The sequence below is a fragment of the Fibrobacter succinogenes subsp. succinogenes S85 genome, assembly GCF_000146505.1.
In the GTDB taxonomy this organism is placed as follows: Bacteria; Fibrobacterota; Fibrobacteria; order Fibrobacterales; family Fibrobacteraceae; genus Fibrobacter; species Fibrobacter succinogenes.
Map to the genome: position 1 here is coordinate 382,518 of NC_017448.1, position 18,382 is coordinate 400,899.

An 18,382-nucleotide genomic window follows, 5' to 3' on the forward strand; every position below is an offset into this window, starting at 1 on the left:
GGTAACATTTTCGTAAGTGTTGTAAGAAAAAGACAATTTGTAACAAAAAATTACATTTTTAAGAATAATTTTATAACTTTGTGAGAATTTATCCATATATATAGCATTTCCTTTCATTTTCATTACGCAACACTTACAACCAGTTATTGGTCATTGGTCAATAGTCATAGGTCGGGACAGGTTCCGGCGGGAACGACGAATCAAAAAAAATGCTATTATTCGCGCGTATGCCAAAGAGTTCTCGAAATTTAGTTTGGATGGACCTGGAAATGTCCGGCCTCTATCCTGAAAAAGATGTCATTCTCGAAATTGCGACCATTGTTACCGACGCCAATTTGAACATTCTCGCCGAAGGCCCCGTCATCGCCATCCACCAGTCCGAAAACGTTTTCGAAAGCATGGACGAGTGGAACACGCGGCACCACAACCAGAGCGGACTCGTGGACCGTTGCCGCCGTTCGCAGTATTCCCTCAAGGACGCCGAACTCGAAACACTCCGATTCATCAAGCCATTTACCGAAAAAGGCAAGAACCTCCTCTGCGGAAATTCCATCACACAGGACAGGCGCTTTTTGTACAAATACATGCCCGAAATTTCGGAATGGCTCTGCTACCGCAATATCGACGTGAGCTCTATCAAGGAACTCAGTTACCGCTGGTACCCGAACCTCGAAGATTTTCAGAAAGAAAAACGCCACGAAGCGTTAAACGACATCCGCGAAAGCATCGCCGAACTCGCCTACTACCGCAAGACCATCTTCAAGTAATTCTATGGAAAGACTCCCCTACGCCCAGAGAATGCGCAACCGCTGCATTGCGATTACCGTCCTCGTTACGATTATTGTTGCCATTGTTCACTGTTCCACCAAAGACGATCCGGAATCCGCAAAAGAAACCACCGAGCAGCAAGCCGCATTAGCAGCAGACACGCTCGCACAAGCGATAGCTCCTAGCGACACCAATCCCTTCGACGAATCATACACAGCAGAAGCATCTGCAAAAGAAAACCCGAACGGACTATCCGCCCTGAAAGGCATCGAAGACGAAGACTTCGAAAATGCGAACAACACCGCAGCCGGGAATGCTGCAAGCACCACCAACGCAACAGCAGAAAACACAGACAACGTCCGCGACACCGTTCACATCAAGTCGCAAAAGGATCCAATTCTCGCCGATAAAATCGACGTTCTCCTCCGCCGCTACCGCCCGGATTTGGGAGTCATCCTCGTCGTGAACACCAAGACAAACGAAATCATCGCCTGGGGCGAACGCCGCGATGGCAAGGTGCAGAACAAACCGGATTGGATTGGACGCCCCACCTTCCCCGCCGCATCGCTTGCAAAACTCGTGACGATAGCCGCCGCCATGGAAAGCAACCGCTACTCGCTTAACACGCCCATCCCGATGATCGGCCGTCACCACACACTTTACTTGAACCAGCTCCGCGTCCCTGAAAAATACAACGGCCCCACGATGGAACTTTCCGAAGCGTTCGCCCGTTCCGCAAATCCGCCGTTGGCTATTGTCGGAAAGAATGTCGGCGCCAAGCGCCTCAATGCAGCCGCCGCAAAGCTTGGCTACAACAAGCGATTCCCCGGAAACGCCCCAAACACATCAAGCTACACAGCTCCGGACACGGGTTACGGCCTAGCCGAAGTCGCCTGCGGTTTTACAACCTCGACAACCCTTACGCCGCTCCTCGCCGCAGCGCAAGTCCGTGCAGTCCTCACCAAGAAGCCTCTTGAAATTCCATGGGCTCGCGACATGGCACCTTTCGCTCCGCAAAAGCCGCTCGCCCTCGATGTCGGAAAGTTCAGCGAAAACACGTACTACGGCCTTCGCGAATCCATGCTCCGCTCCGTGACGCAAGGAACCGCCCACAAGCACATGTCCACAAAGAACATGGCCCGCAAGAACTTCGAAGCTCTCCGCCTCGGCGGAAAAACTGGATCTCTCGACGGAACAGACCCCGCCGGCCGTTATGACTGGTTCATGGGATTTGCCGAAGCGAAAAACGATCCGAGCAAGTCCATTGTCGTGATCGTAATGCAGATGCACAGGGAAATTCGTTCGCAACCGGCAACACAGGTGGCAGCCACCGTCATCAATTACTGGGCTCACCAAAACCTGGACCTGAAAAAATAATTTAGATTTAAACACAAAAGAAGAAGGTTTATCATGGAATTATCTTGGTGGAACTTAATACCGACTTATTTTGATGGAACAGCATTCCAGCTCGGAAGTTTTCCTGTGCGCTGGTACGGCATCATGTACATTTTTGCGTTCGTGACCGCCTACATCACCATGTGGAAAATCAGCCAGAAAGAAAAGCTCGGCTACACCAAGGATCAGCTTGACAACTTCTTCACATGGATTATCGCAGGCATTTTGCTCGGCGCCCGCCTCGGTTACGTCTTCTTCTACAAGGCTAGCTATTACCTTGCCAATCCCACCGAAATTATTTTCCCGATGATCCATGACGACCTCGGTTACCATTTTGTCGGAATTTCCGGAATGTCGTACCATGGCGGTCTTGTGATAGGGCTCATCTTCATGTACATCGGTGCAAAGCGCAACAAGCTTGACGTTTGGAAGACCTTCAACCTCGCCTTTTTGGTAACGCCACTCGCCTACACCTGGGGACGTTGGGGCAATTTCATCAACGGAGAACTCTTTGGCGAAGCCACCACTAGCGCCATCGGCATGTGGTTCCCGCTTGCCCACGACAGCACGCTTGCAAACCCGATTCTCCACCACCCGAGCCAGCTTTACGAAATGGTCTTCGAAGGTATCGTGCTCTTTATCGTCTTGTACAACCTGCGCAAGATTCCGAAACTCCACGACAAGGTTCCTTGCCTCTATTTGATGGGTTACGGGCTCTTCCGTTTCTTCATTGAATTTTTCCGCAAGCCGGATGCACACCTTGGACGCGTGGACCTCTTTGGCATGAGCCGTGGACAGACGCTCTGCTCGGCAATGATTATTGCCGGCCTCGTGTGGATGATCTATTTGTTCTACCGAGAGAAAAAAGCAACCGGAAAAGTTTAGCTGGCAGAACTTAGTTGGCAGATCTTAGTTGGCAGATCTTAGAGAAGAACTATATTCTAAGATCTAAGTTCTAAGAGCGAAGCGAGCTAAGTTCTAGTATCCCTTAAACAGATTTTCCCAGAGGTTGCGTTCTTCTTCGAACTTCTGGGCAAATAGCTTGCTCACATGCTTATAGACGGCCTTGATATGCTTGGCCAATTCATCTGTAACGTACTTTTCGGCCTTGCCATCATCGGCGCCAGCCTCGTTCATCAGCTTAGACCACTGGCTTTCCTGATTCTTGCTGCCAAGCGTTGACGAAAGCGAAGAATCTTCGAAGCACTTACTGTGCATATAAGATTTCCAGACTGTATCCGGAATTTTTTCAAGGAACTTTTTGAGGAACGGTTCCGCATTCGTTGAATAACCATACGAGTTACCGATCAAGCAAACTAGCGGAACGTTAATCACACGGCCCACATTCACGCGACTCCAGGATTCGCTTGTCATCTCATGTGCGGCGTTGAACAAATCTTCGGCAGGTTTCGGCTCGTTATAGAAATTGTCAATTCCCAGATGGGCATCACGCAAGCGGTTCAGGTAATCCGACAGTACAGAAGTATCATCCGCCGTGGAAATATCCGCAAGCCCAGCATTCACCGCCGAGGCAAGCGAAGCCGCCTTCCCGTCCACATGATCCGTCGTTTTGGGCTTCACATTTTCTGCCTCGTTCACGACATCACACTGGTCCATGACCGTTGAATCAAACGACGAGGACACGCGGAACTTGTGGTAGAACCTGATGTTCCCTTCTTGCGACTGGAAGTAAAGAGCCTTGTAAAGTTCATTGTCCTTGAACAAATTTGCAAGAGCCCTGTAAGCACGGTGCCTTGCACCACCCGACGTAAACTTACCGCGGTGGATAGAAACAAAGCAGTGGAACGCACGCACGCAGCCATTCGTATCAATCACCGTAATGCCATCGTAATTGAGCATCGAGATGAACATCTTGCGGATAAAATTCTGTTCGTACAAATCGCGGTAGGATTGCGAATCCAGCATGGAGTCCGGCTTGATCTGCATTTCCTTGTAATCGTCAAAGACGATCTTACCGCTATCGAAATTGTCGTCCTTGTTGCCATCCCAGGCCGGGTCGACAAAAAGGCAAATGGTACCGTGAACTTCCCTCTTGATTTGCGAGAACAGGCCGGCCCAGAATCCCTTCGGGTACGATTCCAGGTCCTTGTCTTCCAGGTCATCCGAGAACTCATTTTCGTCCAAGTCAAAGCGAATGAGCAAGTAATCGCTCACGCCTGCCGGGGTATGAGAATTTATACAAATCTTGGACCGGTTGACGCATTCAATCAGCAAAAAACCTTTTTCCAGAAGGGCGCGTTCCGTCTCCCCCGCATTTCCCAAGTCCGACTGGAAAACGCCTACCTGGATAGACGGCTCGGTCTTTTCACGAGCGGGCATCTGCTGGATAATCAAGTCGCAGCCGCTCTTGCAAAAATGGATGACATCCTTCAAACAGGCCTTGACCCGTTCCTTGAACAAGTTTTCAAGAGCTTCACCCGCAAATTCGTAAATACGGCGATTCCAACCCATCGGCGGGTTGCCATTTCCCATGATGATTCGGAACGTGAAGTGGTCGTTCTCTTCCTGGTAGTGAGGAACACTCGGCAAAATTTCGATAATAGCGTCAATAACCGCTTCCTTCATCTCCGGAAGCTTGCGTAAAAAGAAATCCTTGATCTTTTTTCGGTCGAGTCCAATGACACTCGAAGAATTGTCAGTTTTGTCACTCATAATCGCCCAAAATAATTCTTACTATTAATATACATTCCTGTTGCATTTTATGTACGGAACGTTCCCAAATTAATGGTCTAAATTGCGGTATTTTGCCTAGAATCACAAAAAAGACTATCTTTGGACAAGTAACTAGCAGGAGTTGAAAAATGGCAGGTATTACTTACGAAATTGACGACAAGAACATTGTTGAGCAAATCAAGTCTGACGCCATGAACGTCGCAGCGGAACTCGTCGAGACCGCAAGGCTCAAGAAAGGCGATATCGTCGTTGTCGGCTGCAGCACCAGCGAAACTTTAGGCAACCAGGTCGGAAGCCACTCCGTCCCGGAAGTCGGCAAGGCCATCTTCGATGGCCTCCAGAGCATCTTTGGCGCCAAAGGCATCTACATTGCGGCCCAGTGCTGCGAACACCTGAACCGAGCCATCATTATCGAGCACGAAGCCGTCCCGAATGCAGAAATCGTGAACGTCGTGCCACAGCCCAAAGCAGGCGGCTCCTTCGCTACCGCTTGCTACGCAAGCTTCAAGGCTCCCGTAGCGCTCGAGCACATCAAGGCAAATGCTGGTATTGACATCGGCGGGACCCTTATCGGCATGCACCTCCGCGAAGTCGCCGTCCCCGTGCGCCTGAAACATAACCACATCGGCAAGGCCATAATCATCGCCGCCCGCACCCGCCCCAAGTTCATCGGCGGTGAACGAGCCCAATACAACGAAGCTCTTAAAAACGGCTACCCGGAATTTTAGCACATTCCTTGTTGCTTTTTTCATTTTTTTTTCTTACATTTGGCATATATGAGAAAACGAGTTGCTTTACTTTTCGTTGTTTTCGGTGTATTCTTAGCGATCTGCACCGGTTGTAATGGATTTTCCGAAGAGCCCCCCGCACAAGCCTCTAAAGCCAATTCGCCCAAATACAAAATCGGCGTCGAAGAAAAATCAAGTATATCAGAAGGGGTTGCAAGCCAGCTCCCTAAAGCACAAATCAAGCATTATCCCGACTTAATAACCGCCTATTTTGCCCTTCAGGTTGGCGATATCGATATTTTGGCTTATGACGAGAACGTCCTCACGCATACATTCAACGACAGCATGAGCGGTCTCACATACATCGAAAACGATATCGACGTTCCAAACGAATTCGTTATCGGCATGAACAAGCACAGTTCCATTCCTGACATAAAAGGAATCATCAACCGCCTCATCGATAGCTTGAACGCTGCAGGCACACTCACCGAGCTCAACGAGCACTGGAACAAGAACTTAAAGACTAATCCACTGATTAGCACCAAGGAAAGCGGCTCTGAACAAATCTTGAGGATCGCCACTTCAGCAGATGTCCCTCCGTTCTCTTTCATGAGCGGGAACCAGATCGTAGGCCTTGACGTAGACATTGCAAAGCTCCTCGAAGAAAAGCTGAACATCAAGACTTCTATTATCAAGATGGACCGCAATAAACTCGTCACGGCCCTCAAGAACAACGATGCAGACCTTATCATTTCGGCATTTACCATCTGCGAATGCCTACGACACGAAATCGATTATTCAAAGCCCTACTATATCGGGAAAACCGCATTTGTCATCCGAAATGACTTTGGAAAAGAAGCAACTCTGAGCAAAGTCCCCAAGATGACTTACCTCGAACCGAAAAAGCCTGACGAAATCTACAAGCTAGCCGACCTTTCCGGGAAATTTGTCGGTGTCCAGACAGGAACGACACTTGACGAACAGGTGCAACAGCTTATCAAGCTGCCACGCATCCAGTATTATGCAAACATTCCCGAAATGACCAAGGCTCTGGAAGAAAGAGAACTGGACGGCATCGCCGTGGACTATTCCGTCGCAGAGACTATCCTCAAGCACCATTCCGATTTCTCAATTCTGAAAGAACGTCTGAACAAGGATGTATTCGGCATCGCCATGAGCAAGAACAGCCCGCTCAAGTCAAGCATTGATTCATGCATCAAGGTCCTCCAGAAAAAAGGCGAAATTCAGAAAATCAAGGACAAGTGGTCCAAGAACATGTCCGCCGTCAGAGTCATCAAGCAGGACTGGGTTGGAACGGACACGCTCGTTGTCGGAACCGAAGCACTCTACGCCCCTTATGAATTCTACCAGTGGGGCGAACTTTCGGGCATCGATATCGATATCATGTACACCATCGGCAAGATGCTGAACAAGAACATCAAGTTTGCAGACATGAATTTTGACGTGTTGATTCCGTCACTCGTGAACGAGAAGACAGACCTCTGTATTGCAGCCATGAGCATCACCGAAGAACGCAGCAGTCTAATCGACTTTTCGATTCCTTACGACAAGAACGAATCCGTAATTGTGGTTCACACGCCACAACACGCAATTGAGGTCATCGGAGATTCTACGGGCGCTCTAAGCCATATTTTCCAGAAAATACAAGACTTGTTTGATTAAGTTGGCAGAACTTAGTCGGCAGAACTTAGAGATCTGAGCATTGTTCTAAGCTCTAAGTTCTAAGAGCGAAGCGAGCTAAGTTCTAAATAGCCTTGTGGTGTCGCATGGCGCGGATGTTGCGCGGCAGGACTTCCTTGTGCCACTTGATCCATTCATCGTAATAGATGTAGCGTTTTTCGCGTTGGCGGAATTCTCGCCCATGCACAACGCGGCGCCCGCCACGTTCCTCGACAGGAATAACGATATGCAGGCACTCGTGATAAACCACGCCTGCAATTGCATATAAAGGACAATTAGCAGCATCGTAGCCACGGCTAATGCTAATCAAATGGAAGCTCTCGCCCGTCACCGGATCCTTGCGCACCGAATGGAAACTCAAGCCGCCCACGCGGTTACTCCAGGTGATTCGGCAAGTGAGCGTTCCGTCAAAATACGTGTCGTTTATCGCGGCAAGCACGTCCGTCAAGTTGTGATGAACACCCTGCGGGCGGATCGGCGGCAAACGCCCCTTGCTCGCCAGCGGAGTTTCACCTTTATCTGTAAAAATCTGGTCTACAGTCTGCCAAAAGCGATTCACCAAGTCCTTGACAATAGCCTTGTTCTTTTGCGTCTTACGGCGTACTGCATGTTCAGCCCATTCCGCAGCAAGTTCACGCGCTGCGGCAAATTCCGGCCCCTTCATGTACGCAGGCAGCAACACCTCCGGATGCCCAAACAAGAATCCCCCCTTACAGCGGATGCTCTTTTTCATAAGCGGATTGTACTTGAAGTGTACAAGGCCATTGGCCGAGCAATCCGGCGAAGGAACCTTGACTTCGGGTTCCGTTAGGGGCGCTACAAAGCCGAACAAGTCTAACTGACCGTCGTTCACTCGCCCAGCACTCCTTCATAGCCATTCAGCGCCAAGAGACCGCCAAAAAAGCTTTCCGGCAACTCAAGCGCCGCATAATGTTCCGAGATTCCGTACACGGCATCTTCGACAACATCTGGCATATAAACTATATAACTATCGTTCTGTTCGGTCTGGAGCATATCAGGCGTGCAATACTTTGGATCCGTTTCGCTAAAGTACATACGGCAAGAAACTGTACGCAACGGATAGACGGTGCAATCCCCCACCTCGTTTGAAAACGGGCAAGAACGCCACCAGGCAAAGTAATCGTGCAAAGCCCTATCTTCGGCATCGTCTTCGGAAAGCCCCTCTTCCTTGCGAGACTCGAACAGCGAATCAAACTTGTCCGAACGCATCTGGCAGGCCTCCATCAACGAGAGGAGGTCGTCCCTCTTGCGAAGTTCACTGTACATGAAAATCAGCTCGAATGGTTCCACCGACATCGGGTAGTGGTGGCAGCAGTTTCCGCAGGCAGGCCTGCACTGGATGGGCCTCGGCTGTTGTACAAGGACCGCCTTCAGATACTGGTCATAGGCGGCGTGATACGCTTGCGTGAACTTGAGTATCTCCGGCAACTGTTCCCGCAGATTGTCGGGACCAATGGCACATTCCCGCCCCAAGCTTTCGGCAATGGAGTCTAGGCGATCCCTTTCGACCCTGAGCAGGGAGGAAAGCCGCATTTCAGCAATACGGTAGGCCTTCGTCGGAAAATACTCTTTATAAGCATTCATTGAGCGCAAATATATTTTTTTACGGGATTACCGAAAAAACTGGCAATAAAAAAAAGCGGATTATTCATTTTTGTAAGAATGAAGTTATTTTATTGTACGGAGTAATGAAATAATTTTTTCAGGACCGGCAATATGAGAAAAATTTCGCAAGGCAATTGGATGTGGCCTATCACAATCGCATTGTCACTCGGCATAGCAGGTTGCAACCTGTTCCACCCGACTGGCAGCCGCGACGCCGACAGCAGCGATGCTGCAGCACTGACTCACGACGGATACCTTGAGTATCAAAAGTCAAACTACGATGTCGCCCGCAATTTTTTCAGCAAGGCCCTGCGTGCGGACTCCGGATATTCTGAAGCATGGGTTGGCCTTTGCAAGACGGTCCTAAAAGCGCAAGAAGGAATCGACGCCTTTGAGCTTGCCTCCTACGCACAAAATCAGCAAGACGAAAACGGCAAGGTGACCAACGGGTTCCTCGTCATGAGCGACGAAAAAGCGGACTCCATCTCGCGTGGTATTGATTCAGTCATGTTCTATCTGAACCAGTTTGTCGCCCGCGACACAACCGACAGGACCGACAAGAAAGTTCGATTCAGCAACATCGCCGATAGCTACACCATACTCCAACTCACCAAGGCGGCTCTCCGCGTCAGGGCCGTAAACACGCAGCTTTCAAGCGTTGTCTCAGCCAACAGCTCCGGCATGATGATGGACCTCAACGCACTGAACGACCTCGGCGATAGTCTCAAGCCGTTTCTCAATGACATGGCCGCAGCAGCCGAAGCCATCAAGGTTGCACCAGAAGCCGCGGCCGAAATCATCAAGGCCTACCTGCCCGACTCCACCCGCCAGGATTTTGAAGATGACGATTACGCCGAAATCTCGGTCGGACTTGCCAATACAGTCATCCAAATGAACGACAGAGCGCAAACAGTTCCCGAAGACCGTGAAAGCGTATTCTTCAACTTCGGAAACGGCCGCGACGATGACGGCGACGGATGCGTCGACGAAGAAGCGCTTGACAATTACGACAACGACGGAGACGGCGAAATCGATGAAGATGTCCGCGACAGCCGCTCGATTGTCCTCGTAAAGAAGAGACCGACAAACTACGAAGAGCTCAAGGCTCTCGGCTATGATCCGACGACTTACGACCTGACAAAAGCCCAGCTTGACTCCCTCAGTGTCCTTGAAAAGTACAACATCATTGATATCGACATGGACGGGAAGACGACTCAGGATGACCTGGATGAATGGGAATTCATTTACCGCGACCCCAACGAGCGCGATGAAAAGAAGAACCACAGGCTCAAGTTCACAACAACCATCAATTTCATGTACGCTGAAGGCGGCATGTTCCCGGAAAATCAAGACGAAAAGACTGTTGAAAAAATTAATTCTCTCATTGAAAAGAAAGAACTTATCCGTAAGGACAACGACATCAACAACATCAAGTACGACTGGAGAAAGCGTGCAGAGATGGTTGGTGGATGCTGGACAAATTACGATGACGAAAAGTTCCTCAAGTGGTTTGAAGGGAGAATCGTAAAATGAATAAACTAACAATACTTGCCATTCTCGCCTGCGCTTTTGGAATTGTCTCTGCTAAGTCACCAATGCATTTTTCGCTCCGTGCAGAATCCATGGGTGGCGCCCACGTCGCCGTCGTTGACGACAAGGAAGCAATCCATTACAACTATGCAGGTTTGAGCCAAATTAACAGACTCGGCAACTTTGAAAAACGCCCTGAACAAGGTTACTACCCACGTAACTGGATTGGCGACATGCGACTCACCTTCGGCGGTGCAGGCGACATTTTCAAGTTCCTCACGACTTACAGCGATGTGAAGGACGTTCAGGATTTGTTCCGTGCGGCACAGAACGATGCCGACCGCATAACCGCAGATCATCCGATGCCTTCCAGCAGAACCGGCGCCATTCTTGATTCACTCATCGCAAACCCCAAATACGTCAAGACCATCAACTCTTACGACCACAAGACCATGGAAGCAAGAGTCAAGTTCGATGCGGAATTGGCGTTCCACAACTTCGGTGCAGCATTCTGGATGAACGGAAGCGTCGCCCCTTACGTTGATGCAGGAATCATCCTCCCCTACGTCGTTGTAGATACATTCATCATCGATGCTGTCGCGCAGATGGGTGGCGCCTACGAAATCATCCCGAATCAACTTTCTGTCGGTTTGGGCGGTAAAATCGTCAAGCGCCACAAGACCAACATGGTGACCGTTGGTCTTGCCAATTACAGTTCAATTGTAGACACCCTTAAAGATCAAGCGGGCGATGCGACCGACAACTTCTTTGATTCCAAGACATTCTCGTTTGGCCTTGACTTGGGCGTACTTTACCAGTTCAACCGCGAAATTCGCTTTGGCGCATCGCTCAGAGACATTTACTTCAAGCAGCTCGCTGGCGAAACGCTGATTCCGAATTTTACCATCGGTGCAAACTACAGCCCGAAATTCATGAACAGCAATACAGGCTTTGGACGCAAATTTAACGTGGCCGTAGACTTTGCCGACATGTTTAACGCCGATAGGAATTACAAGTTCTTTACGCACTTGAACTTCGGTTTTGAACTGGAGCAGACGCTCGCCGCAATTCCGGGACTTAACAACGAAATTCGCTTTATCACCCTCAGGCTTGCAGGCGGTTTCAGAGGCGGTTACCCCTCTGCAGGTGTCGGGCTTGAGATATTGCGTTTCTTCTCGGTTGAAGCGGCCACCTGGGGCGAAGAACGCGGCTACTACACCGGTCAGGACGAGAACCGAATTTACATGGTTCAAGCAAGCATCGGCTTTTAGTTTAGACGATTATGACGAGAAAAGGCGGAGTTCAGCTCCGCCTTTGATGTATGAGGTTAGGGATGACTTATTTCTTAACTTTCACGACTCTCGCTTGCGGGTTCTGCTTGCCAAGCAAGTCATAAGTGCGGGAGGTGCGCAAGCTGCGGGACTGCACCGGGCGATTGCGCTTGAAAATGGAAATCGTACCATCGTCGGTCTTAAAGTTTTCAATGTGCGTAATGCCGTTATTCACGTAATCGTCAAGGCCGTACGCATGACGCATGATGTTCAAAACGTCCTTGTCAAACACGGAACCGTCCGGTTCTGTCTGGCGACGGATAATAGTCATGTTGTTTTCGCCTTCGTGGCCCGTATCCCAGGCGATAGGCACCACTTTGTTTTCCTTCGCGAGTTTCATCACGGCATCGTAATAAGCGAGGCGGCCCTTGCGGTGTTTCGCATAATTGTCGCCGGTCAACACCCCCACGCGGTCATTCGCACCGAACTCGCCGATAATCACAGGCACGCCCTTATTGACAAAATTCTTTTTCATCTTGCCGAACTGGTCCTGAATTTGTGCGCTGGTGCACTTGTCGCCCATAGCTCCCGCCCAGGCGTTGTAGCCGCAGTTATGCACAATATCCGCACCAGTCGCGAGGTCGTCGCCCCAGTAGTACTGCGGATAGACCTGAGCGCCCCAATCAACAACGTCATTCAACAGCGTGTAGGTATAAGGGTCATAGAAATGCACTTCGACCATCAGGCGGTCCGCAATCACGTCTTTCGGGAGCTTGCTCACAGGCATCACTTCGCAACTGCGGTCCACACTTGTCGATGGCCCCTGAATCACGAGCGTACGGCTGGCGTTGTTGCCACCCGTTGCACGCACGGCGTCCACAAACGACTGGTGGTACGTCATCAGGATTTCGGTTTCGTGCTTGTAATTATCGTCCGTTGTCGCGGGTTCGTTAGCGCTTGCAAAAAGCAAATTTTCGTTATAGTTCTTGAAGCGGTTTGCAATCTGCGTCCAGAAATCCTTCTGGCGGGCGTTCACCTTGTCTTTTTCCTTGTCGTTTAGGTTGCCTTCGAGCCAGCCATTATCCCAATGGATGTTCAAAATCGTCACAAGGCCAGCGCGCATGCAGTAATCCACGACCGTCTGCACGGAATCCATCCAGCTAGAAGCAATTTCGTTCGGGCCACCGCCCGGAACAATGTCTGCCCTGCTAGAATCGCGCGACAAAGCATTCGAATGGCTGTACCACGCGCACGGAATACGAATCGTGCTGAAGCCCGCCGCCTTGACCGAATCAATGTACGCCTCAGTCGGGAACTTGTTGCCCCACCACGTCGGATTCTGAGGAACTTCCATCGTGTTCCCGATATTTATGCCAAAGCCCATCTTGGCAAACATTTCGTTTGCCGTCGGCAAATCTGCCGCGAAGGAATTTGACGCCAATGCAAAAGAGAACGCGCTGCAAAGAGCAGCAACGCGAATGTGCTGTTTCAACATAGTTAATCCTTTGGTTCTATGCCATTCGCGTTTTATCCCCAAACAACGAAAGACCATAACACCGAATTTAAATATACGCTCAAAGCACGGCAAAAGCCCAAGTTCAGCCGTTAAAAGTGTTGACGATTTGTCAAACAGGTATGGGCTATGGGGTCGCTACGCTCTGAGCTATGGGCAACACCTGCTTAAGTGGGAATTTCCATCCCGTTTTAAGAAAATTATTCTTTCACATCGTTTTCGAAAAGAGCATAGCCTCGGGCAGCTTTCAACATATTCGTGGTAGTATCAACTTGAATACCAATAAAACCGGTATAAAGCCTCAAAGGAATCTTTTCACCTGAATAATTCCATTCAATCCGTATCGAGGTCACTCCTCTAGGAACATTATTAACATCCAGTTGTTCATTCCAATCTGGAGAATGCCTTTTATAAGCATCAATACGTTCGTTTAAATAATTACTCTCGTTTATATCTAATCCAGTGTACGGGAAAAATCTAGAAATCCAACCATTAAAGGTCACATTGCCACAAAATTCTGGAATGTAACGCTTGTATATTCCTCTCCAATGATCCATATTTATTTTGCCTTCAAAGACATTGATAAATTCATCAAGAATAGGATTAAGCCCAACAGCCCACCAATCCATATCCAGACGCGATGCAAGTCTGTTAAAAGAATCCTTGAGCAAAATCCAGTCTTCTTTTTTACCATTTATCTTGATTTTGGGGATTCCGCAAAGCGAAGAAACCACATACTCGTAATATTCAGCAGCCACAGCCATGACCATCGCACTAGAAATGTTGTAATCCACCGGGCTTGTCGTCGAGAACTTTGTTTTAAGCGGCAACCCAGTCTCTTCGGGCAACTTGGACTGCAAGACTTCAAATAAATTCGCAAGCGTCCAGAACCATTCATGATGCGTTGATTCGGTGGTCAGCGAATTATCCTCAAAAGTAACTACAGTATCCGTTCCCGGAGTAACAAACTTATCTTTCAAAGCTTCGCGATTGCTTTTGACATGGTAGCGGAAACCATCCAAAATCATAAGCCAAATATCATCTGGGTTTATTTCCAGAGAATAATGATTGGCAAACGCAAGTTCAACGACATCAAAGAATGATGATATATCAGACGTTCCACTGATAAAAGGGCTTATCGAATCAGAATACGCATAAAAAATCTTGCGTCCTCTTTCTTGTTTATTTATAGAAAAATGTTCTGCAAAACCACCCTTTTCAACAGGAACAAGTTTCTCTTTAAAAGGTTTGCTTTGAACGCTAGAATCAACGATCATGACATACGCACACGTATCGCGGACAAAGCCTTCGAAACTTTGCTTCGCGTTCGAAGACAATTTGATGACTTTTTCGTCTCCACAAGAAGAAAGTACGTATGCGGCTAGGATAAAGAAAAAGAATTTGTAAAGGATATGCATACTAACAATATAAAAAATTTATTCTTCCACAAAGCAGGCCGGGATTTTGAGCTGGACGACTTGATTTAAAGAAAGGTCTTCTTTGACGTACATAGCATGGTATCGATCAAACAACGTGTATATTGTCGGAAATTTAATCGGCTTTTTAGTGAATAGCGGCTCTATTTTTATACATTCCAAATAATTAATTCCGCTCGTAGCAAAGTCCTTCGTAAATCGGATTTCATCACAATGTTCTTTGATAATGCCAGAATAACCGGCAATCTCAACAGAATCTTTTTCACTTCCCTCTCCCTTACATTCCAATCGGAAATATTCTCTAGAAAACGAAAGATGGACCTTTTCTGACTTGACAATTTCTTGTGCAGCGACATAACTCCAAATATTCCGTGATTGTAATTCCGGAGGCAAATTATCAGAGAAATACATACAAGGAAGCGGATCCATAAGACGAGTTTGCACCGTTGGCGGCATCCAGGCATAATATAAAATGGACTTGACTTCTTCCAAAAAATCCTTATACTCGGGATGTTCCGTATCCATCGAAACATTCGTAACGCGACCACTATCCCCAAACGTAATCGTAGCATCAACAGAAAGATTAAAGCCCTCTTTATAATATCGTTTGAGCGCTCGTTCAAGCCGCCAACCACAAGGTTTCTTTACACTTTGAATAAGGCCCGTTTCAAATTCCCTTGGCGGCATCGTATCACCAAGATTTTTCCCTTCTTTAAGTTCAAAAGCGTCAATGTATATATCCACTTTCAACGCTGGTAGATTCGGACGTGTTTTGAATTCCGCAGTTTTACCCTCTGTAGAAATTTTCCGTTCCTTGAAAAACGCATAAATAGGATCCAGTTTTTTTATTCTGCCACAACCTTGCAACGAATATACAACGCCATCAAACACCGTATCCCCAGAATAAGGATTTTCAAAGTAGAATAAATAATCAATCAGTTTCCCTTTTTGAAATAAGCTAACAGACAAATTCGCTTCATCTTCAGAAACATATCTGAGGCTTCTATCATATTCAACATATTCTTCATCAAGTACCGAAGCCTTGGCAAATTTTTTGATTTCCTTCAAGCTATTCGTTGTGTAGGCCAAGCCCTGCGCGTTATAAACAACCATAGAATCTGCAAGCGCTAAAGATTCTTGCATAGGTCGCGGTTTTCCAGGAATAAAATCTACAGAAACATTATCACGTTCCTGTTCGCAAGAGAGCAGAACGCATGCGGCAAGGATGAGGAAAAGAAATTTAGAAACGGAAATCTTCATTGTATTTTTCATCTTCATTGATTTTTTCTTCTACAAAGCACGGTGGGATTTTGAGTTTTACGACTTGCGAAATCGGGAGGCCGCCATCATACACTGCGTCATGTTTGTCAAAACGAACGTTCGTATGCCTTGGCTCGATTTCTTCAGGATGATCCCCGTACTTCACTTTTTTATTGTATTCTATACATTCATAACGGACAACGCCGCCTGTTGCAAGGTCTTTCGAGAACGTAATCTCGTTACAAAGATCTTTCTTTGCATCCGACGCTCCGACAATATCGACAGAATCTTTAGCATTTCGCCCATTCTCCTTACAGACCATGCGGTAATCCCTTGTAAAAGTAAGATGAATCCAGACATAGTCGATAATATCTTGAGCGGTTTCTTCATTGCCGACATCCGTACGAACTTTCGGCGGCATCCATCCGTAATACAAAATGTCACGAAGCTCTTTATCAAAAGCCTTATTTTTCCATCCGTAATACAAAATATCACGAAGTTCTTTATCAAAAGCCTTATTTTTACTCTTACGAGACGCAGTACTCGCGGACGGTAAAAATACAGAACCATCATCCTTATACGACAATGAGGCAAGACCAGATAAATTAAAAGTTTCCTTATAATAGCGATACAACAACCTTTTGAGTCGCCAACCCATAGAATTATTCATTGCTCGGACAATTCCTGTTTTAAAAGCACGCATTTCTAGACCATCTCTAAGAGATTTTCCACTCTTAAGGAAAACCGAATCCACAAAAATTTTGACATTCAATTTCGGGAGAGATTTTTCATTTTCAAATTCATGGACAGTTCCACTTATAGGAATATCGCGTTCCTTAAAAAAATTCTTGATTGCAGCAGGCTTTTTCCATCGCCCAACGCCCTGCAACGAAAGCATAGCGCCATCATAATCCGAAGTTAAAAAATCGAGTACGCGCTCCTTGAATGTTTCCTTTCGAGGTTTCGCATAATAAAGCAAATGATCCACTAGCTTGCCATCTCGGTACAAATTGATAGATAGATTGGGTTCACCAACCCCGACCATTTCCCTACGCCACGATTCGGCTTCAGGATATTCTTCATCAAAGGAAGAAAATTCAGCAAATTCCTCTATTTCGTCAGCGTTATTAGTTGCATAAACCAAGCCTTATTCCCCATAAATATTCATGGAATCCGAAAATGCCAAAGATTCCACCAAGCGATATGCTTTTCCAGGAATATACTTTGTATTCCGAGCAACATTTTTTAACTTTTGCATTCCATAAGAGACAAGAGCGTAACCTCTAGAAGCCTTCAACATATTATTTGTGGTATCCACCTGCATACCGATAAAACCGGTATAAAGTTTCAATGGAATTATCTCCTGAAAGAATTCCCATCGGATATCTATAAAAGTAATCCCCCTAGGAACTTGTTTAAAATCTAATTTTTTATTCCAATCATTGCGTTTGATATATTTTTCCGTATCAGAATACAAATCTTTTGTATAAGGAAAGAATCTTGAAATCCAGCCACTAAAATCAGGAGTACCACAACCTTCGGGTTCGTAATACTTATAAATATTTTTCCAATGTTTTAGATTTATTTTGCCATCATAAATATTGATAAACTCATCTAAAATAGGATTAAGTCCATCCGCCCACCATTTCATATCCAACTGTGAAGCTAGTCTGTTAAAGGAATCCTTGAGTAAAGTCCAGTCCTCTTTTGTACCATTCACTTTTATTTTCGGAATTCCACAAAGCGTTGTAACCCTATACGAATAATATTCCGATGCCACAGCCATCGTCATCGTACGAGAAATATTTGCATCCACAGGGCTTGTCGTCGAAAATTTCGTTCGCAACGGAGCGCCCGTTTCTAGAGGCAACTTAGCCTGCAATGAATCAAACAGTTCCGAGAGCGTATAGAACCATTCCTTGTGCGTAGATTCTAGAGTCAACGAATTATCCATAACCGAGACCACAGTATCAGTACCCGGAGCTACAAAGCGGTCCTTGAGGGCTTTGCGATTGTTCTTGACATGAAGACGAAAGCCGTCCAAAATCATAAGCCAGATATCATCTGGATTTATTTCCATAGCATAATGCTTGGCGTATGCAAGGGCGACAAGATTAATGAAAGAAGGTTCTTCAGAAGAACCTTTAACAAACGGATTCACAGAATCGGAATACGCATAAAAAATTTTTTGCCCGTTCGTCCCCTTTTTCTCCGCTTCGTTTGCAAAATACTCTACGAAGCCGCCTCTTTTTACATGGATGATTTTTTCATTGAATACGCTATCGCGAACAGTCGTATCAATAACCAGCGCATAAGCACTTGTATCGCGAGCAAAGCCTTCAAAACTCTCGGTCGGTTTCGAAGAAATCTCAATCACCGGCTCATCACGTTTCTGTTCGCAAGAGAGCAGAGCGTATGCGGCAAGGAAGAGGAAAAGGAATTTGTAAAGGCTATGCATAA

At 47.1% G+C, this 18,382-nt stretch carries 15 protein-coding genes; 7 read left to right on the forward strand and 8 right to left on the reverse strand.

All coding sequences use genetic code 11. The annotated features are described in order from the left end of the window. Positions 1 to 227 precede the first annotated feature (227 nt). Genes orn through lgt form a run of 3 tightly spaced genes read left to right on the forward strand, consistent with a single transcriptional unit; the run spans position 228 to position 3,048 of the window. Positions 228 to 767 (forward strand): oligoribonuclease, encoded by a 540-nt coding sequence (gene orn, locus FSU_RS01610; RefSeq protein WP_015732497.1) that lies wholly within the window; start codon positions 228 to 230, stop codon positions 765 to 767. A 4-nt stretch (positions 768 to 771) separates the two neighbouring features. Next, positions 772 to 2,145, forward strand: a complete 1,374-nt coding sequence (locus FSU_RS01615) for a penicillin-binding transpeptidase domain-containing protein (RefSeq protein WP_014545170.1) — start codon at positions 772 to 774, stop codon at positions 2,143 to 2,145. 33 nt (positions 2,146 to 2,178) lie between these two features. Further along, a complete protein-coding gene (gene lgt / locus FSU_RS01620; RefSeq protein ID WP_014545171.1) occupies positions 2,179 to 3,048 on the forward strand; it encodes a prolipoprotein diacylglyceryl transferase in 870 nt (289 codons plus the stop codon). 93 nt (positions 3,049 to 3,141) lie between these two features. On the opposite strand, the gene FSU_RS01625 is transcribed toward lgt, so the two are convergent. Further along, positions 3,142 to 4,836 (reverse strand): hypothetical protein, encoded by a 1,695-nt coding sequence (locus FSU_RS01625; protein ID WP_014545172.1) that lies wholly within the window; start codon positions 4,834 to 4,836, stop codon positions 3,142 to 3,144. A gap of 149 nt (positions 4,837 to 4,985) precedes the next feature. Between FSU_RS01625 and FSU_RS01630 the strand changes: the two genes are divergently transcribed. Further along, positions 4,986 to 5,585 carry a TIGR01440 family protein gene (locus FSU_RS01630; protein WP_014545173.1) on the forward strand — a complete coding sequence of 200 codons (600 nt, stop codon included), beginning with the start codon at positions 4,986 to 4,988 and terminating at the stop codon, positions 5,583 to 5,585. Positions 5,586 to 5,633: 48 nt separating this feature from the next. After that, positions 5,634 to 7,268 carry a transporter substrate-binding domain-containing protein gene (locus FSU_RS01635; protein ID WP_015732498.1) on the forward strand — a complete coding sequence of 545 codons (1,635 nt, stop codon included), beginning with the start codon at positions 5,634 to 5,636 and terminating at the stop codon, positions 7,266 to 7,268. Between the two features lie 82 nt (positions 7,269 to 7,350). Here the strand turns inward: FSU_RS01635 and FSU_RS01640 are convergent, their stop codons facing one another. Both FSU_RS01640 and FSU_RS01645 read right to left on the reverse strand, forming a co-directional pair. Then, entirely contained in the window at positions 7,351 to 8,139 is a 789-nt protein-coding gene (locus tag FSU_RS01640) for a hypothetical protein (protein WP_014545175.1), read from the reverse strand. Beyond that, complete coding sequence (locus FSU_RS01645; protein ID WP_014545176.1) at positions 8,136 to 8,891, reverse strand: hypothetical protein; 756 nt, start codon at positions 8,889 to 8,891, stop codon at positions 8,136 to 8,138. The genes FSU_RS01640 and FSU_RS01645 overlap by 4 nt, the downstream gene beginning before the upstream one ends. A 132-nt stretch (positions 8,892 to 9,023) precedes the next feature. Between FSU_RS01645 and FSU_RS01650 the strand changes: the two genes are divergently transcribed. Together FSU_RS01650 and FSU_RS01655 are read left to right on the forward strand one after the other, a co-directional pair. Then, positions 9,024 to 10,445: a hypothetical protein gene (locus FSU_RS01650; RefSeq protein ID WP_014545177.1), complete on the forward strand. Its 1,422-nt coding sequence runs from the start codon at positions 9,024 to 9,026 to the stop codon at positions 10,443 to 10,445. Further along, positions 10,442 to 11,713 carry a hypothetical protein gene (locus tag FSU_RS01655; protein ID WP_014545178.1) on the forward strand — a complete coding sequence of 424 codons (1,272 nt, stop codon included), beginning with the start codon at positions 10,442 to 10,444 and terminating at the stop codon, positions 11,711 to 11,713. The genes FSU_RS01650 and FSU_RS01655 overlap by 4 nt, the downstream gene beginning before the upstream one ends. A gap of 67 nt (positions 11,714 to 11,780) precedes the next feature. Here the strand turns inward: FSU_RS01655 and FSU_RS01660 are convergent, their stop codons facing one another. The 5 genes from FSU_RS01660 to FSU_RS01680 all read right to left on the reverse strand — a co-directional run bounded on the left by FSU_RS01660 (position 11,781) and on the right by FSU_RS01680 (position 18,380). Then, positions 11,781 to 13,208: a glycoside hydrolase family 5 protein gene (locus FSU_RS01660; protein ID WP_014545179.1), complete on the reverse strand. Its 1,428-nt coding sequence runs from the start codon at positions 13,206 to 13,208 to the stop codon at positions 11,781 to 11,783. 218 nt (positions 13,209 to 13,426) lie between these two features. Then, positions 13,427 to 14,644, reverse strand: a complete 1,218-nt coding sequence (locus FSU_RS01665) for a DUF4419 domain-containing protein (RefSeq protein ID WP_014545180.1) — start codon at positions 14,642 to 14,644, stop codon at positions 13,427 to 13,429. 18 nt (positions 14,645 to 14,662) lie between these two features. Beyond that, positions 14,663 to 15,940 carry a hypothetical protein gene (locus FSU_RS01670; RefSeq protein WP_014545181.1) on the reverse strand — a complete coding sequence of 426 codons (1,278 nt, stop codon included), beginning with the start codon at positions 15,938 to 15,940 and terminating at the stop codon, positions 14,663 to 14,665. Next, positions 15,903 to 17,066, reverse strand: a complete 1,164-nt coding sequence (locus tag FSU_RS01675; RefSeq protein WP_015732500.1) for a hypothetical protein — start codon at positions 17,064 to 17,066, stop codon at positions 15,903 to 15,905. Before FSU_RS01675 ends, FSU_RS01670 begins: the two co-directional genes overlap by 38 nt. Positions 17,067 to 17,069: 3 nt before the next feature. Next, entirely contained in the window at positions 17,070 to 18,380 is a 1,311-nt protein-coding gene (locus FSU_RS01680; protein WP_014545183.1) for a DUF4419 domain-containing protein, read from the reverse strand. Between the last annotated feature and the right edge of the window lie 2 nt (positions 18,381 to 18,382).

What these genes read in the sequence shown, in the direction of transcription:
- FSU_RS01635 (WP_015732498.1), top strand. Translation starts at nt 5,634, where the DNA reads ATGAGAAAACGAGTTGCTTTACTTTTCGTTGTTTTCGGTGTATTCTTA.
- FSU_RS01655 (WP_014545178.1), top strand. Translation starts at nt 10,442, where the DNA reads ATGAATAAACTAACAATACTTGCCATTCTCGCCTGCGCTTTTGGAATT.
- lgt (WP_014545171.1), top strand. Translation starts at nt 2,179, where the DNA reads ATGGAATTATCTTGGTGGAACTTAATACCGACTTATTTTGATGGAACA.
- FSU_RS01680 (WP_014545183.1), bottom strand. Translation starts at nt 18,380, where the DNA reads ATGCATAGCCTTTACAAATTCCTTTTCCTCTTCCTTGCCGCATACGCT.
- FSU_RS01625 (WP_014545172.1), bottom strand. Translation starts at nt 4,836, where the DNA reads ATGAGTGACAAAACTGACAATTCTTCGAGTGTCATTGGACTCGACCGA.
- FSU_RS01630 (WP_014545173.1), top strand. Translation starts at nt 4,986, where the DNA reads ATGGCAGGTATTACTTACGAAATTGACGACAAGAACATTGTTGAGCAA.
- FSU_RS01670 (WP_014545181.1), bottom strand. Translation starts at nt 15,940, where the DNA reads ATGAAGATGAAAAATACAATGAAGATTTCCGTTTCTAAATTTCTTTTC.
- FSU_RS01645 (WP_014545176.1), bottom strand. Translation starts at nt 8,891, where the DNA reads ATGAATGCTTATAAAGAGTATTTTCCGACGAAGGCCTACCGTATTGCT.
- FSU_RS01665 (WP_014545180.1), bottom strand. Translation starts at nt 14,644, where the DNA reads ATGCATATCCTTTACAAATTCTTTTTCTTTATCCTAGCCGCATACGTA.
- FSU_RS01650 (WP_014545177.1), top strand. Translation starts at nt 9,024, where the DNA reads ATGAGAAAAATTTCGCAAGGCAATTGGATGTGGCCTATCACAATCGCA.
- orn (WP_015732497.1), top strand. Translation starts at nt 228, where the DNA reads ATGCCAAAGAGTTCTCGAAATTTAGTTTGGATGGACCTGGAAATGTCC.
- FSU_RS01615 (WP_014545170.1), top strand. Translation starts at nt 772, where the DNA reads ATGGAAAGACTCCCCTACGCCCAGAGAATGCGCAACCGCTGCATTGCG.
- FSU_RS01660 (WP_014545179.1), bottom strand. Translation starts at nt 13,208, where the DNA reads ATGTTGAAACAGCACATTCGCGTTGCTGCTCTTTGCAGCGCGTTCTCT.